This window comes from Belliella buryatensis (assembly GCF_900188245.1).
Classification (GTDB): domain Bacteria; phylum Bacteroidota; class Bacteroidia; order Cytophagales; family Cyclobacteriaceae; genus Belliella; species Belliella buryatensis.
The window spans coordinates 183,885-195,594 of record NZ_FZOK01000006.1 but is presented as its reverse complement, the minus strand read 5'-3'; the positions used below and the strand labels follow the sequence as shown (position 1 = coordinate 195,594).

11 protein-coding genes are annotated in these 11,710 nt (G+C 35.8%); 6 read left to right on the top strand and 5 right to left on the bottom strand.

The features are described 5' to 3' along the window. Position 1: 1 nt before the first annotated feature. Together CHB66_RS08105 and CHB66_RS08100 are read right to left on the bottom strand one after the other, a co-directional pair. A complete protein-coding gene (locus tag CHB66_RS08105) occupies positions 2-997 on the bottom strand; it encodes a bile acid:sodium symporter family protein (RefSeq protein WP_089239798.1) in 996 nt (331 codons plus the stop codon). An 11-nt stretch (positions 998-1,008) separates the two neighbouring features. Further along, complete coding sequence (locus CHB66_RS08100; protein ID WP_089239796.1) at positions 1,009-1,749, bottom strand: RNA methyltransferase; 741 nt, start codon at positions 1,747-1,749, stop codon at positions 1,009-1,011. Positions 1,750-1,766: 17 nt separating this feature from the next. On the opposite strand from CHB66_RS08100, the gene tamL reads away from it, so the two are divergent. Continuing rightward, positions 1,767-4,181, top strand: coding sequence for a translocation and assembly module lipoprotein TamL (gene tamL / locus CHB66_RS08095; protein ID WP_089239794.1), 2,415 nt, complete (start codon positions 1,767-1,769; stop codon positions 4,179-4,181). Positions 4,182-4,199: 18 nt separating this feature from the next. On the opposite strand, the gene CHB66_RS08090 is transcribed toward tamL, so the two are convergent. After that, positions 4,200-5,141 carry a succinylglutamate desuccinylase/aspartoacylase family protein gene (locus CHB66_RS08090; RefSeq protein WP_089239792.1) on the bottom strand — a complete coding sequence of 314 codons (942 nt, stop codon included), beginning with the start codon at positions 5,139-5,141 and terminating at the stop codon, positions 4,200-4,202. Between the two features lie 28 nt (positions 5,142-5,169). Here CHB66_RS08090 and murB point away from each other — a divergent pair, with 28 nt between their 5' ends. Continuing rightward, positions 5,170-6,246: a UDP-N-acetylmuramate dehydrogenase gene (murB, locus tag CHB66_RS08085; RefSeq protein ID WP_089239868.1), complete on the top strand. Its 1,077-nt coding sequence runs from the start codon at positions 5,170-5,172 to the stop codon at positions 6,244-6,246. On the opposite strand, the gene CHB66_RS08080 is transcribed toward murB, so the two are convergent. Beyond that, complete coding sequence (locus CHB66_RS08080) at positions 6,243-6,725, bottom strand: deoxycytidylate deaminase (RefSeq protein WP_089239790.1); 483 nt, start codon at positions 6,723-6,725, stop codon at positions 6,243-6,245. The genes murB and CHB66_RS08080 overlap by 4 nt on opposite strands. Before the next feature lie 125 nt (positions 6,726-6,850). Here CHB66_RS08080 and CHB66_RS08075 point away from each other — a divergent pair, with 125 nt between their 5' ends. The 4 genes from CHB66_RS08075 (at position 6,851) to CHB66_RS08060 (ending at position 9,431) form a co-directional block, all read left to right on the top strand. After that, complete coding sequence (locus CHB66_RS08075; RefSeq protein ID WP_076502075.1) at positions 6,851-7,132, top strand: DUF202 domain-containing protein; 282 nt, start codon at positions 6,851-6,853, stop codon at positions 7,130-7,132. A 55-nt stretch (positions 7,133-7,187) separates the two neighbouring features. Further along, positions 7,188-8,174, top strand: a complete 987-nt coding sequence (locus CHB66_RS08070) for a TerC family protein (RefSeq protein WP_089239788.1) — start codon at positions 7,188-7,190, stop codon at positions 8,172-8,174. Between the two features lie 48 nt (positions 8,175-8,222). Continuing rightward, positions 8,223-8,432, top strand: coding sequence for a hypothetical protein (locus CHB66_RS08065; RefSeq protein WP_089239786.1), 210 nt, complete (start codon positions 8,223-8,225; stop codon positions 8,430-8,432). Positions 8,433-8,540: 108 nt separating this feature from the next. Continuing rightward, positions 8,541-9,431, top strand: a complete 891-nt coding sequence (locus CHB66_RS08060) for a Ppx/GppA phosphatase family protein (RefSeq protein ID WP_089239784.1) — start codon at positions 8,541-8,543, stop codon at positions 9,429-9,431. Positions 9,432-9,472: 41 nt separating this feature from the next. Here CHB66_RS08060 and ppk1 read toward each other — a convergent pair whose 3' ends face one another. Then, positions 9,473-11,596 carry a polyphosphate kinase 1 gene (gene ppk1, locus CHB66_RS08055; RefSeq protein ID WP_089239782.1) on the bottom strand — a complete coding sequence of 708 codons (2,124 nt, stop codon included), beginning with the start codon at positions 11,594-11,596 and terminating at the stop codon, positions 9,473-9,475. Positions 11,597-11,710 lie beyond the last annotated feature (114 nt).

The window sequence follows — 11,710 nt, the reverse complement described above, 5'->3', positions numbered from 1 at the left end:
ATCAAATGGTATTTTTCATCTTTTCACCAATACGCTGTGCTATAGCGCTTCCAAATATCAGCTGCAATGCATGATACATCATCAAAGGGAGTAAAATAACTCCAAATATGACTGGGTCAGGAAACATAACTCTTCCCATTACAGCACCTTGAACAAGAGACTTTTTACTTCCACAAAAAAGAACTGTAATCCTATCAGCATCATTGAACTTCAAACTTTTGGCAAGGAAATGCATCAAAACCATCATCACCAAAAAGAAAAGTAACATCAATCCACCAAGAGTGACTAACTCTCCTGCTGTTTTCCCATCAAACATTTTCTCGGCGAAGGACTCAGCAAAAGCAGTGAAGACTATCAAGAGAATGATTGTTTGATCCAGGTTTTTCAATGCCTTACCATGCCTTCCTACCCAAGAAGATAAATACTGATGCGTAAAAAGCCCAATAATCAAAGGAAATAGAACCTGAAGGCTGAGTTTGATAAATGTATCTGTAAGATGAAATCCAATAGCAGAAGCTGGCAGAAGTAGATCCATCCAAACAGGAGTAATAAATATCCCAACCATACTTGAAATACTGGCATTGAAAATTGCTGCTGGCAGGTTGCCTCCAGCTATAGAAACCATCACTACAGACGAGGAAACAGTCGATGGTAAAGCGGCCAAATAAAAAGTCCCTAACCACAAATAAGAATTTTGATCTCCCCAAATCGCATAAAGACCTAAAACAAGCAATGGGAAAATCAAAAAAGTAGTGCTCTGAACTAGCAAATGTAGCTTCCAATTAGAAAGATCTTGGAGTAGTTTTCTAGGATTGAGTTTCACTCCATAAAAAAAGAATATCACAGATATTCCAAGTCCTGTAATTGGCTTGAGTGGTACTGGGCTGTCTGCTGTTCCCCACTCAGGAAAAAGCTTTGCTAAAATGATGACGCCTAATAACAGAAAGAAAAAGGTATTGAGACCAACTTTTTTGAGCGTACCGAACAAATTGGACATATTGGTATGACTTAAGATCTTTTGAAATTATCACATATGATAGCAGTGGCTATAGCCACATTGAGGGATTCAGCATGTCCAAAACGCGGAATAGTCAGCCTTTCCGTAACAAGCTCTCCAATTCTATCAGATATTCCTTGGGACTCATTTCCCATTAAAATGATTCCTACAGGCTTGAGCTTTTGATGATGAATATTATTACCACCCAAAAATGCACCATAAATTGGCAGATCTAGAGTAGGCAAATAAGTAAATAAATCAGTGTAATACACATTGACTCTTGAAAAACTACCCATGCTGGAGTTGAGCACTTTAGGATTATAAAAGTCAGCTGATTCTTCAGAGCAAATGATATGCTTGATTCCATACCAATCAGCAATTCTTATAATAGTTCCCAGATTCCCAGGGTCTCTGACATCATCTAATGCGAGTATCAATTCTGAATTAGATATTTGAGGTTGATCATTGACTTTGATTTTTGCAACAGCCAAGGCACTGTCATTAGACTGAAAAGATCCTGCTGACTCAAGTACCTTTTGTGTGACGAGAAAAGCCTCTCCTTTGAACCTCTTTAACAAATCCCTATTTTCAGATTCAAACTTATCTGTATACAAAAGATGGGAAATTTCGAAATCTGAATCCAACAATTCCGTTACATTTTTGCTACCTTCCACAAAAAATGCGCTTTCCTGTTTGCGGAATTTTTTCTGTTGCAAGGATTTAATAAACTTAAGCGTATTTTTGCTTAACATTCGGTGAGCATCAAATAGTGAATAAGGCCAAATATATAAACTTTATCTTTCTCCTTTTTTTGATTTCTTCATGTTCTTTGACCAAAGGCTTGAAGGATAATGAATATTTAGTCTATCAAGTACAAGTAGAGGGTGTAGAAAAAAGCGATAAGGATGCAATAACAAATCTTATCAAACAAGAACCCAATACCCGAATTCCATTGCTCAATACATCCATTGGGGTAGCCTTTTATAGATTTGGGGAATGGACTTTTGATAGTACCGTTCACATTCAAAGAAGAGAAAAATTAGAAAAAGAAAGGAGAGCACTTTTAAACAAAAAGGAAGAGGATCTATCTCGAAGGGAAATCAAGCGATTTAATAAAATCAATAATCAAATCACTTCAATAGAAAAAAAATTGGAGTTTGGGAATTTTTTCATGCGAACTGGCAACCCAAGAGTGATTCATGATAGCACTAAGACTGAAGATTCGCAAAGGCAAATTTCCTTTTATTTATCCAATAATGGTTTCTTTGAAAACGAGGTTGATTATGCTGTAGCTTATGATGGTAAAAAAGCTAAAGTGAAATATTTACTCACCGAAAATCAACCATATATCATTGATTCTGTCTATTCTAGATCAGATGATGAAAACATCTATCAACTTCTTGAAAAAAATAAAAGGCGCTCAGAAATCAAACCTCATAGTAGATACGAGCAAGCACAACTCTCTAGAGAACGTCAGCGAGTGGAAGATTTTTTGAAGGAGAACGGTTATTATACTTTTTCAAAATCTTACATCGAATATAATGTCTACAAAGACACCTTAGAAAAAACTGTTCAAATAGAGCAAGTCATCAGAAAACCTGCTACTAATGATTTTCATAAAGTTTATACCCTAGATTCCATCTACTTCTCAATTGACGCCCCTTCGGGAGATACCTTTTTTGAAGATGAAGCCAATTCGATATATAAAGACATCAACTTCAAAATCTATAGAGACCGCTATTCTGAAAAAATTATCTCCTCTAGGATATTCCTCAATCAAGGCGACCTCTACAATAAAACAGATGTACTAGAAACTCAAAGACAATTAGCTAATTTAGATCTCTTTAGATTTGTGAATATTTCTTTTGATACCTTAGGAACAGTTCTTAGGCCAAGAATTTTTACGCAACCAAATCAAAAATATCTGATAACAAACCAACTTGGTGCAAGTATTACAGAACAAGTTCCTGGACCATTTTTTAGCCATTCATTAAGAAATCGAAACCTATTTAGAGGAGCCGAAATTTTCGAGTTTAACTTCAGAGCTGGACTTGAAGGGGTTGTATCTGCAACAGGCGAAGGTGGTGTTTTTAGGTCTAGGGAATTGAACACGTCTGCATCTATTATTTTCCCACAGTTTTTGGTGCCAATGAATAAATTTGCCCTTGAGCGATTTGGTAGGTATAATCCTAGGACTAGAACATTGATTGGTTACAATTATGTAGATCGGCCTGAATACAACAGAGAAAGTGTCAATGGAATTCTTGCTTATAATTGGAATACACGTAATCTTAGACAGCAATTTTCGCTCAATCTGGTTGATGCTAACTTTATCAGATCTAATTTAAGTAATGATTTTAGAGAAATACTTGAAGACCTTCAAAATCAGGGGAATAACTTAATTAATTCTTTCCTTCCTTCATATGTAAGTAGCATATCGGGTCAAGTTATTATTAACTTCAATCAATATGGGGTTTTTCAGAAAAATAGTGCATCACTCTTACGCCTTTTTCTAGAAAGTGGTGGTACCACCCTTAATTTTGTCAATAGGGAATTTATAGAAAATCGAAGTCTTGCATATTTCCAATTCTTGAAATTTCAAGCAGATTTTAGGAGATATATTCCTTTAGGCAACAAACAGACTTTTGCTTACAGACTCAATTTGGGCATGGCCAAGCCGTATGGTATCAGTGATGGAATTCTGCCTTATGAAAAATATTTCTTTGCTGGTGGTAGTACTGGTATCAGGGCCTGGCAGCCTAGACGGCTTGGCCCAGGATCTTATACGCCTCCATTAAATGAAGACGGTTCATTTGATTATAGATTTGAGCAACCAGGAGATATCCTTTTCGAAGGCATGCTTGAGTACAGAAGAAAATTATACGGTTATTTTGATGGGGCTTTTTTTATTGATTTTGGGAATAGCTGGACTTTTCTCGATGACCCTACTAGACAAGGTGCTAATTTTGAATTCAATAGATTCTATAAAGAGATTGCTGTAGGCACTGGTTTGGGTTTAAGAATGGATTTTGACTTTTTGGTACTAAGACTAGATATGGGCGTAAAAGCAGTAGACCCTGCAAGAGAAGAAGGTCAAAGATTTATTTTAGGTAATTTCTTCAATGGGTTTCTAGGAGAAAGAGGCCAAACTGTTTTTAATATAGGAATTGGGTATCCATTCTAAACGATCGAATCTTTCTCTTTATACTACTTTCCCTATATGTACCAAGGCATCGCCTGCATTTACTACTGGGTTATTATTCAATCCCACGATGAATCCATTTGTCGTACACTTAATGGGAACCTTTACTTGTCCATAAGGATCTGAAATCCTAGCGAGAATTTGACCTTTTTTGACATGATCCCCTAACTGTACAGAAGTCATAAAAATCCCAGAAATCTTTGCTCTCAGCCAAGAACTTTCAGAAATCATAGTCAATTCTTTCTTTTCGGGTGCAGCTTCTAACATCCCCAAGTAATGAAGCATCCTTTTCGTTCCTGCAACTGCTTCTTCTACTGCAAAATCATCTAAACGCATGGATTCTCCTCCTTCATACACAAGAATACTTTTCTTCTTTTTGTAAGCCTCTTTTCTGAAGGATTTATCAATATGAGGAGAGTTCAATATAAAATGCGTTCCAAAAGCCTTGGCAAGCTCAACACCCTTCTTGTCTTTGTAGTCTACTCTGATTTGAGGGTAATTGGAAAGCATTCTTCCTCCAGTGTGCATGTCTATACCATAATCGATCAATGGAATAATTTCATTAGTCAAAATAAATGCAATTTGAGAAGCAAGTGAGCCTTTCTTACTTCCTGGAAAACTTCTATTCAAATCTCTACCATCTGGAAAAGTTCTTGAATAACTCAAAAATCCGTAGACATTTACAAGTGGAATCAAAATAATAGTTCCTTTGGAAGGTGTGATTTCATCTTCCTCTAGCATCCTCTTTACAGCTACTATTCCATTGATTTCATCACCATGTACACCCCCAGAGATCAGGACCACTGGACCATCCTCCTTTGCTCTTTTGATGAAAACTGGAAGGTCAATCAAAGTATGTGTAGGCAATCTTGCAATAGCAATTTCTATATTGACCGTCTGACCGGGCCTTATTCTTACTCCATTGATTACCATTTCTTTCATTCTAGCGCAAATTTATAAGGTGATAGATATGTGTCTTGAGTCTTTCTATTTGGATAAAATCTTGCTTAATTCGCAGGAAGAATTTTCAGCCATGAATATACAAGAAAACATCTCGTTAAAGCCATACAATACTTTTGGGATTGATAAAAAAGCTAAATTTTTTGCAGTTGCCACTTCAGAAGAAGATGTCAAAGGGGCTTTGGTCAAGTCCAATGAATTGGATATTCCTTTATTAGTATTAGGTGGAGGAAGTAATATCCTTCTGACCCAGGATGTCAATGCACTTGTGCTTAAGATGGAAATAAGTGGGATAGATGTAATAAAACAATCGGAAGAAGATGTCATTGTGGAAGTTGGTGCTGGAGAAAACTGGCATCAGTTTGTACTTTATTGCATTGAGCAGGATTGGGCTGGTGTGGAAAATCTTTCACTGATTCCTGGAACAGTAGGGGCATCCCCTATGCAAAATATTGGAGCCTATGGGATAGAGATCAAGGAAGTGTTTCATCAACTGAGAGCAATCAATAGGAATACTGGAACATCAGAAGTATTTGATTGGAACCAATGTAAGTTTGGCTACAGGGATAGTGTCTTTAAAAATGATTTGAAAGATAAATACATCATCACCAGCGTATCTTTTAAATTAAAGAAAAAACCCATTTTCAATATTTCTTATGGAGCTATAGAAGATACATTGAAGGCTATGGGAATAGAAGAAATCAACATCAAAGCCATATCAGATGCAGTGATTCAAATAAGGCAAAGTAAATTACCAGATCCCGCGGTAATTGGAAACGCTGGAAGTTTCTTCAAAAATCCAACGATCTCTCAAGAGGAATTCGACAGGCTAAAGTCCGAGTATCCAAACATCCCAGGATACCCAAATGAAGAAGGTGTAAAAGTCCCAGCAGCATGGCTGATCGAACAAGCTGGATGGAAAGGACAAACTTTTGGTAAGATAGGTGTACACAAGCTACAACCACTTGTCCTAGTCAACTATGGTGATGGCGATGGAAAAGAAATAGCCTATCTTAGTAAAAGAATACAAACCTCAATTCAAGAAAAATTTGGGATTCACCTTCACCCAGAGGTCAATTTCATTTAAATCAACGGATCTTCAATCTTGATCTCATTGACATACTTCTCGACTTCTACCCCGAACTTCTTTAGAAACTCTAAGCCTTCATCAAATGGTAATCCTTTGTATTCAGCGTAAGAATACATGTAAATGACCCTTTGGATACCCATGGAGAAGATGATTCTCGCACAGGCCAGACAGGGAGCTAAAGTTACATACAGGGTGGATCCTTCCACAGAAGTATTGTTTTTGACAGCATATAATATGGCATTTTGTTCTGCATGAAGCGCAAGCGTACAGCTTCCTTTGCTATCTCTTGCGCAACCTTCGTGCGGAAACTCTTCGTCACAATTGTGAGTGCCTGAAGGAGGCCCATTGTAACCAATGGAAATAATTCTAGTTTCTTTTGTAAGCACAGCCCCTACATGTTTTTTGATACAGTGTGATCTTCTAGCAAGATTCACAGCTAGTTCCATAAAAATATCATCAAAATTAGGCTTGCTCATTCCTGAAGGGATTTATATAAATATAATTTGATAGCAAAGAAAATAAATCTTAATGGTTTTCTGGTTTTATGCCACAGTTTTTAAAGTAAATAATTTCCTACTTTTGTAACCTAATCAAATAGCAGATGGAAAAAGAGAATTTAACTGAAGAGCAAATGATCGTAAGAGATTATCTAGCAAGGCAAAGGACTACACTTGCCAACGACAGAACACTTCTCTCTTATATCAGAACTTCGCTTTACTTTTTGGTCAGTGGTACAGCTTTGATGGAGGTAAATGTGCTCAGTCATATCAGTGACCTTGGATATTTAGCATTTGCATTGAGTATTGGATTGATCTTTCTTGGTTTTTTTAATTACTTCAAAGTCAAGAAAAAGCTTAAAAAAGGCAACTACATTAAAATGTAATTACCTACTTTGAATATGCTTACCCAACAATACTCACTGAATAAATAAATTTCCATTGGAATATCTAAAAGATGAAGGCTATGCCTTGATTGGTTTTGCCATAATTGTCTTAGTCCTACTTGCTATTGATTTATTTGTCTTCAATAAAGAAGCGCATAAAGTATCGACCAAAGAAGCCCTTAATTGGTCTATCGTTTGGATAGGTATTGGATTACTTTTTGGGGTTTACATCTATTGGGATTTTGGACTTGAAAAAGCTTCCCAATATTATTCAGCTTTTTTGATTGAAAAAGCACTAAGTGTAGACAATCTCTTCGTCTTTATTCTAGTTTTTAAGTTTTTCAAAGTTCCTGATAAATACCAGCATAAGGTTTTATTTTATGGCATTTTGGGCGCTATCATCATGAGGGCTATTTTTATTTTCTTTGGTGTTAAATTAATAGAATTAACTTTTATTGATCCATTTTATCTATTTGGTATTGAGATACATATAAATATTATTTTAACCATCTTTGGCATTTTTCTATTATATGCTGGAATTAAGACTTGGAAACAAGATGAAGAAGTAGAGGAAAATAAAGATTTCTCAAAATCATTGGGAACCAAACTTATTCATCAACTATTCAGAGTAGATCCAAAATACCATGGGGAAAAGTTTTTTGTAAAGATTGATGGTAAAAGATTTGCAACACAGCTACTTGTAGTAGTTGCAGTAATTGAATTCACTGACCTTCTTTTTGCAGTAGATTCAATCCCCGCGATTTTTGCTATATCCAATGATCCTGTGATACTATATACTTCCAATATATTTGCAATCCTTGGCTTAAGAGCACTTTACTTCCTCTTAGCAAATAGCTTTGAGATGTTTCATTATTTACAACATGGACTATCATTCATTTTGATATTTATAGGTTTCAAGATGGTATTATCCGCTGCTTATCATTTTCCCTCCTACATTTCTCTTTCAGTAGTATTTGGAATACTATTAATCAGTATTATAGCATCCTGGAATAGATTCAAGTCAATTCGTACAAAATCATAGTTTGGTAAGCTTATTGCTCCCTAAAAATATACAAACCAACAAAAAGCTATGAAAACTTTAGGAATTATTTTGATTGTCGCAGGAATTGCAATGTTTCTTTTTTCAGGGTTCAGTTTCAACACGGAAGAAAATATCATAGATGCTGGTCCAATTCAGGTAAACAAAACCAAAGAAAACAAATTAAATTGGCCTAATTATGCAGGAGGAATTAGCATTGCAGCAGGACTAGTGGTGCTTTTAGTTGGAAGAAAAAAATAATAAGCTATAGCTTTAGGAAGCTAATTTTAGTTAAATTAGATTTGATTTTCTTAAGTAAAATCAATTAGATTTTAAGCGCTTTTGTTTTACTAAAATAAAACTTTCCATTTGAAACTAGCAGCAGTAGATATCGGATCCAATGCCATCAGGCTACAAATCACTAATGTAACTCACTATCAAGACAAAACTACTTTCAAAAAACTGGAATATCTCCGATTCCCTCTTAGGCTAGGAATGGATGTGTTCCATGTTCAAAAGATAAGTGATAAAAATAGGAGGAAGTTTGTCAAACTGATGAAGGCTTTCAAACTATTAATAGATCTCTATGAAGTAGATGATTACATAGTATGTGCTACTTCAGCTATGCGCGAATCAGCTAATGGAAAAGAGATTGCAGATGAAGTCAAGCAGGATATCGGATTGAAAATCCAAATTATAGATGGAAATCGAGAAGCAGAATTGATCAACCTTGCACTCTGGTCATATATTGACGAGAAACCTTACTTGCATATCGATGTTGGAGGAGGGAGTACTGAGCTTAATATATACAAGAACAAGGAGAAAATTGCTTCAAAATCCTTTAAAATAGGTTCAGTTAGAGCCTTAGATGACAACATACCGCTTTCTGTCTGGAAGAGTATGAATAAATTCATAGGAGAAAACATTACGAGTAAGGATAAAATCACCTGTATAGGAACTGGTGGTAACATTAATAAGATTTTTGAGATGTCTAACCCTGCTAAAAATAAAAGATACATCAGCCCAGATAAAATTAAAGAAATTCAACAATACTTAGAATCCTTTTCATATGAAGATAGGATCAACAAGCTGAACTTAAATCCTGATCGTGCTGATGTCATCATTCCAGCGAGCAAAATTTATTTGGCAGCCATGACCGCAGCTTCTTCGAAGAAAATGATCGTACCAGATGTAGGTTTAAAAGATGGTTTGATGAATGTACTTTACGAGAGAAATAAGATCAAGAAAGTGGTTAAATGAAAAAACGCCTCACTAATCAGAGTGAGGCGTTTTTTCATACCTTAATCTATCAACTTCACTTGCATGACTTCATCTACGTTGAGGTGAAAGAACTCCTTGTGGATATTGAACTCCTCTTCATCTGCTTGAGGCATTTTCCTAATGTAGGTACCATCCTCTAGCATCATATATGAATTGACATTATCTCTCAGATTAAATGAAATGATATTCATTAATTGCTTTTCTAAAAGAGGCGCATCCACTTTAAAAAGAGACTCCAATCTCTTATCAAAACTTCTTACCATCATATCTGCACTGCCAGCATACGTTCTTGTCTCTCCATTATTATGAAAATGGTAAATCCTTGAATGTTCTAAGTAATCTCCAACAATAGAAAAAACCTCGATATTTTCGCTCAACCCAGGTCTTCCTGGCCGGAGACAACAAATCCCTCTTATGATCAGCTTAACTTGAACACCTGCCTGTGAAGCTCTGTACAAAGCATAAATAATCTCAGAATCCTCTAAAGAGTTAACTTTAATAAAAATTCCACTTGGAAGCCCATTTTTAGCATTTTCTGACTCTTGTTCAATAAAACTAATCAGTTGATTCCTCATATCTCGAGGTGCAGTGATCAGGCTTTCATAGGTGTCTGGCATTGAATGTCCTGTGATAACATTGAAGAATTCTGACACATCATTAGCGAGAATTTCATTTGTAGTCAACAAACCAATATCAGTGTAAAGCCTTGCTGTATCTTCATTGTAATTTCCTGAACCTAAGTGCACATATCTTGTAACCTTATTTTCGTCTTTCTTGACGATTAGCATTAGCTTGGTATGCGTTTTTAAGTTACTGATACCATAGATTACGAAGCAGCCCGCTTTTTGAAGCTTTTTGGCTTCACGAATGTTATTTTCCTCGTCAAACCTAGCCTTGACTTCAAAAAGCACCGATACGTGCTTGCCATTCTCAGCCGCTCTAAGTAGCGCCTTGGTAATCCTCGAGTCACTGGCAAGTCTATATATAGTCATCTTGATAGCCATCACATTGTGATCATCTGCTGCCTTTTCAATTAGATCAAGAATCGGATCGATGTTGTTGTATGGGTGGTGTAAAAGAATATCCCTATTTTTTAAAACTTGAAAAATATCCTCTGTGCCTTCTTCCGGATAAGATAAAGGATGAACTGGCGAGGGCATTTGGGGTAATCTGTCTTTGAAACGCTTATTTCCAATTACTTGCCAAAGTCCTGTGAAATCCAACATACTTCTTCTCTCCACTTTGAAAATACTGTCATCCTGAATATTCCAGCGCTCCTTTAGCAAATTGATCATCCATTTGCTGTACCCCTCTTCAATTTCAATACGCACTACCCTACCAGTTTTTCTTTCATTCAGTTTTCGCTTTACTTCTTCAAGGAAGTTAGCATCCATATCCTCACTTTCTTCTAAAGTAAAATCACCATTTCTCGTAATTCTAAAGAGGTTTACCGATTCTATATTTACATTTCGAAAAAGTGAAATCAGGTTTTCCCTTATTACTTCTTCAATAGGAATATAAATCACCACATCTTCTCGTTCAACTTCAAAGAATCTTGGAATATTCGCTGGAATTTGAACGAAAGAAAGCTTTCTATTTTCCTTTTTTTCTCCTGGGGCCAATGTTACTACACCGAAAACCAAAAGTTTATTCATCAAAATAGGAAAAGTCCTGTACCCATCATAAACCATAGGCGTAAGCATAGGATAAATCGCCTTATTAAAATATGATCTGATATACTCCTGCTCATCCTGTGTGAGATTTTTGACATTACTCAAAATAAAACCTGAATCTACCATGTTTGGTAGAAGGTTCTTTTGAAAATGCTCTTGTTGCCTTTTATGAAAAGCCTGGCATTCAAGCATTAACTTTATTTTGAATGGTTCTTCTCGAAGTCCAGAATAGTCTACTCTTTCTTTGTCATAATCAAGGTAATTGTAAAGAGATCCTACCCTAATCATAAAAAACTCATCCAAGTTTGACGCTGTGATGGCCAGAAATTTCAACTTCTCAAAAATAGACCTTGACTCTTTTTTGGATTGATCAAAAACACGCTCATTGAACCTAAGCCAGCTCAAATCTCTACTAACTAAATCACTCGCATATATGATGCTATCAAATTTATCTTTGGTTGCAATATTCATAATCAAAGTATTCTAAAGGCAAATCTACTTAATATTAATCCTCAAAATTGAGCTTAAGTTTAAGAATTTTATAACGAAATAAAAAAGGGAGCGATTCGCTCCCTGAAAGATATT

Bases quoted from the DNA above. Each gene is read 5' to 3' on its own strand.
- CHB66_RS08105 (WP_089239798.1), bottom strand. From the start codon at position 997: ATGTCCAATTTGTTCGGTACGCTCAAAAAAGTTGGTCTCAATACCTTT.
- CHB66_RS08100 (WP_089239796.1), bottom strand. From the start codon at position 1,749: ATGTTAAGCAAAAATACGCTTAAGTTTATTAAATCCTTGCAACAGAAA.
- CHB66_RS08090 (WP_089239792.1), bottom strand. From the start codon at position 5,141: ATGAAAGAAATGGTAATCAATGGAGTAAGAATAAGGCCCGGTCAGACG.
- murB (WP_089239868.1), top strand. From the start codon at position 5,170: ATGTGTCTTGAGTCTTTCTATTTGGATAAAATCTTGCTTAATTCGCAG.
- CHB66_RS08080 (WP_089239790.1), bottom strand. From the start codon at position 6,725: ATGAGCAAGCCTAATTTTGATGATATTTTTATGGAACTAGCTGTGAAT.
- CHB66_RS08075 (WP_076502075.1), top strand. From the start codon at position 6,851: ATGGAAAAAGAGAATTTAACTGAAGAGCAAATGATCGTAAGAGATTAT.
- CHB66_RS08065 (WP_089239786.1), top strand. From the start codon at position 8,223: ATGAAAACTTTAGGAATTATTTTGATTGTCGCAGGAATTGCAATGTTT.
- ppk1 (WP_089239782.1), bottom strand. From the start codon at position 11,596: ATGAATATTGCAACCAAAGATAAATTTGATAGCATCATATATGCGAGT.